This is a genomic window from Candidatus Angelobacter sp., assembly GCA_035607015.1.
Taxonomy (GTDB): Bacteria; Verrucomicrobiota; Verrucomicrobiia; order Limisphaerales; family AV2; genus AV2.
The window spans coordinates 1-3,766 of sequence record DATNDF010000068.1; the positions used below are offsets into that span (position 1 = coordinate 1).

5 protein-coding genes are annotated in these 3,766 nt (G+C 61.8%); all 5 read right to left on the bottom strand.

What is annotated here, in order from left to right; genetic code table 11:
- Positions 1 to 375: G-D-S-L family lipolytic protein (locus VN887_02800; GenBank protein ID HXT38929.1), on the bottom strand; the 375-nt coding region annotated here is incomplete at its 3' end.
- A gap of 135 nt (positions 376 to 510) precedes the next feature.
- On the bottom strand, positions 511 to 1,671 hold the full coding sequence (locus tag VN887_02805) for a glycosyltransferase family 2 protein (GenBank protein HXT38930.1): 1,161 nt from the start codon (positions 1,669 to 1,671) through the stop codon (positions 511 to 513).
- A gap of 61 nt (positions 1,672 to 1,732) precedes the next feature.
- Entirely contained in the window at positions 1,733 to 2,326 is a 594-nt protein-coding gene (locus tag VN887_02810; GenBank protein ID HXT38931.1) for an NAD(P)H-dependent oxidoreductase, read from the bottom strand.
- Positions 2,327 to 2,463: 137 nt separating this feature from the next.
- On the bottom strand, positions 2,464 to 2,967 hold the full coding sequence (locus tag VN887_02815; GenBank protein HXT38932.1) for a phosphatase PAP2 family protein: 504 nt from the start codon (positions 2,965 to 2,967) through the stop codon (positions 2,464 to 2,466).
- A gap of 138 nt (positions 2,968 to 3,105) precedes the next feature.
- A partial coding sequence (locus tag VN887_02820) for a YncE family protein (protein ID HXT38933.1) occupies positions 3,106 to 3,766 on the bottom strand: 661 nt, incomplete at its 5' end.

Below are 3,766 nucleotides of genomic sequence, written 5' to 3' on the forward strand. Positions count from 1 at the left end.
CAGCGCGAGCACGTCTTCCTTCAGGCGGATGAGCACGCCCCGCGAGGTGTCGCCGCTGATGCCGCGATTGGCGATCTTCACGCCGGGAAACCAGGCACTGAAATCCTCGCCCCAGCCCTGGGTGATCGAATCACCAAGCAATACCACGGCGTGCTTGTCCCGCTCGACGCGCGCCGCCCACGCGGTGCGGCGATCCAACCAGAGCTTGCGAAACCAATCGGCGCGGCGAATCGGCCCCGCGCCGGGCAGGCCGTCGTCGGTGGCGGGGATTTCGAGACCCGCGGCGGAAGGTTTGTCCTGCGCGCACGAGGTGGCCCCGGCCAGCAGGAGCGGCAGGGCGATGAGGAGAAAGCGGCGGGTGAAACTGGATTTCATGTGGCCCAATTCTGGCAAATCACCGGCTCGACGCAAGATTTGTAAGGAAGGGAATTGTGTAATGATGAAGCGAAGACGCCCTCCGCGTTCCCGCACGGCCACATACGCGCTTCCGAGCGAACACCCTGAGGTCAATCACCGCACGTTTCCCGCGCGCAGCGCATTCAGGGGGTAGAACGTCTCGCGCCAGCGGACGCCGCCCTGGCGCAGCGTGACGCAGGTGGAGTTGAGCAGGGCATACAGGAACACGGGCAGCATGAACGGCGTCAATACCGCACAAGGCCAGGTCCAGCCCACCCGCCGCGCCAAAACAGCCGCCGGCAGGACCAGGGAAAGCGGTGAGAATCCGGCAGCGAGTCCCGAGCGCGTGCCCGCCGCCAGACCGATGGCCAGGATGAAGAAGACAACGGTCACGGCAACGCTTCCCGCAATCGCCAGCCCGAGCCGGAAATCCAACGCGGCGAAATAGTTTTTCTCCATGATCTTGACCATGCTCCAGACCGTGGTGCCCCAATGACATTCCACATCGTCCACTCCAAGGAATGCGCGAGTCCGCCTGCCCGCGCGGCGCAGGAGCAGGCCCAGCTTGACGTCATCCACCACCGTGAGGCGCAGGGCTTCGTAGCCGCCGCATTGTCGATAGGCCCCGGCGCGCACCAGGTTGAAGGCGCCGATGCCGATATACGACCCGGCCCGGTCGCGATTCACACCGGAGAACCAGTTCGACAGGCTCGTTAAAAACAGGAGATGCCACGCCCGGGCGCCCAGACTCTCGATCACGGTCCCCGGAGACAGCGTCACATGGTCGGCTCCATCGCGTTGCGCCACCCGCACGGCGCGCTCGATCACGTCGGGTTTCAACCAGCAATCAGCGTCCGTGAAGAGAATCCAGTCACCCGTGGCCTCGAGGGCGCCGACGTGGCAAGCGTGGCACTTTCCCAACCATCCGTCCGGCAGCACGTCCACGCGTTTGAACTGGATCCGCGCATCCTCTTTGGCCAGCCGCCGAAGGATTTCGCCCGTCCGATCGGCGGAGCGATCGTCCACAACGATGAATTCGGTCTCCACTCCGCGTTGCGCGAGCAGATGACGAATCGTCTGTTCGATCCGTGCTTCCTCATCCCGCGCCGCGATGACAACGGAGCATCGGACAGGTTGCTTGTTCGCCGACACCGCCATCTCCGCGGTCCCCGTCAGCGTCTCGAGCGCGGGCAGCCGGTGCACCCAGCGCAAATGCCAAAGGGCGGAAACCGTCATGAGCAGGAACAGCGCGGCCGTCCCACCGAAGATAAGCATCGCCCACATGATTTGAACGCAGCGGACAAGGACCGCTTCCCTTAACGAACGCCAGCGCGCTTCACTTTCGATGCCGCGCGAGAAAGCCCGGCTCTTTTCCGGTCAGGTCAGCGCGGCGTTGCCGCGCGAGCAGAGTGCCGTAAACGCGCACGTCCCGCACAAATATTTCGAGCCGTCTCTTCAGCGCGTCACTGGCGATCTTTCCGTCCTTTACATCCTCCTCGTCGGCGAACGACACGCCATAGGGCAGCGACCAGGCGTAGCATTGGCGCGCCACGGTGCGGAGCTGATCGGTCACGGTCAGTCCCTTTTCGTGCGAAGCGACGACGGTGGCGAACAGCTTGCCGGCGAACTCGCGCCAAAAGTGGTCGAGAAAATTCTTCATCGCACTGCTGATGCTGCCATGGTAGTCAGGTGTACCCAGCACATAAACATCCGCGTGGTCCACGCGGGCCTGCAGTGGATCGAAACCGGGCGCGGCGTAGGCGGTGTCGGGATTGTAGAGTGGCAATGGTTCCTTTTCGAAATCGAGCACGTCCACGGAGGAGCCGTCCGCGCGCAGATGGTCCGCCACTTGAAGAATCACCGCGCGGGTGACAGAAGAGGGATTCAAACTCCCGACGACGGCGAGGACTTGAAGCGGTTGGTCAGACATCCCGAAAGGTTAGCCGCTTTTGCCGCCGATGCAACGGTGACCTCTTCCCCGGAAACGCGGTGCAGCACTTGTTTTCAAACCACGCCGCAAAACTCTGCCGGGGCGCCCCGGGCAGCAGAACCGCCACGTCTCCCGCCCTACCATGCGTGACTCAGCCTGATGCCGTAGTATTTTCGGTCAACCTCCGGTTCAATCTCCCACCCTTTGAAATGCCTTGTGAAAATAAAGCTGCTGACAATGCCAATGGACGCGCCGGCGATCACGTCGTGCGGATGATGTTCGCGGGCCTCGACACGGCTGTAGGCGACAAAGGAGGCTGCCGCATACGCCGGTATGCCATACTCCCAGCCGTAACGCTTGCGCATAAACTCGGCGGAAGAAAAGGAAATCGAACTATGCCCCGAAGGGAAGGAATGCCGGCGTCCGTCGGGCCGCTTCTCGTCAATCGAATACTTCAGGCCATAGGTAACCCCGAGCGCGAGTGCCGTTGACTCGCCAAGTTGCAACGTGCCCTGGCCATCCTTGTAACCGAGTGTCAGCCCTGCCGCGGTTGCAGGCAGGAGATATTGGACAATGTCACCCGCAAGTTCAATTCGATCGCCCGCTCGTGTGCTGACGCAGCCGGCGAAACCAAGGAACATACCCGCGAATAACGCAAACCGGGACATACGTTGGATGGCACGTTTGGCTGCCGGCGTGTTACGCGCCAACGGGTGGAACGACGAACAAACCGGCGTTTCAGACGCAGCCGGTGGCTGCAACGCTTTCACGGCATCGCTTTACATTCCGTAAACCAAAATCTTGAAGCTGCCGGCAATCATCTTGGGGCGTTGTCGCCGCTCGCCTGCTGCCGGCTCCGGGGACGGTTCGAATTTTGCCGAAGCCAGGTAAATCTTGTGGGTCTTCGGGTCGAGCGTCATCGTCCGGGCGCCTCGCTCGGTCTTCAATGTTTGCACCACGGTAAGTTTTTCAGCTGAATCTTCGTGCGCGATGGTGACCGTTCCGTCGCCGCATGAACTGAAGGCGTACTGTGTCCCCGGATCAAACGCATTGGCGTCCACTCCGTCGCCAATGGGCACCGTGGCGACCACCTCGCCGCTCGTGCTGTCGATCATCTCCATCAGCTTGTTGTGGCAGCCGATGAAAAGCCGGTGATGGGCCAGATCAATCGCCATTCCTGAAGCCTCCTCGCCGGGCGCGATCGGCCAGCGATTCACAACCTCATGCTTTTTGGTGTCAATGGCTACAATCTCGCTCTTGTCTTCGAGATTGTCATAGACGCGCCCGGCTTTCGGATCCGCCTGCGCGAATTCCGGCTTGCCGCCCAGCGGTATCGTGGCAACGACCTTGTCCGACTTCGCATCAATGACCGTTGCCGACTGGCCGCGCCCGTTGAACATATAAACCTCGTGCCGGCCCGGCTCGTAAAGCATTCCGTCC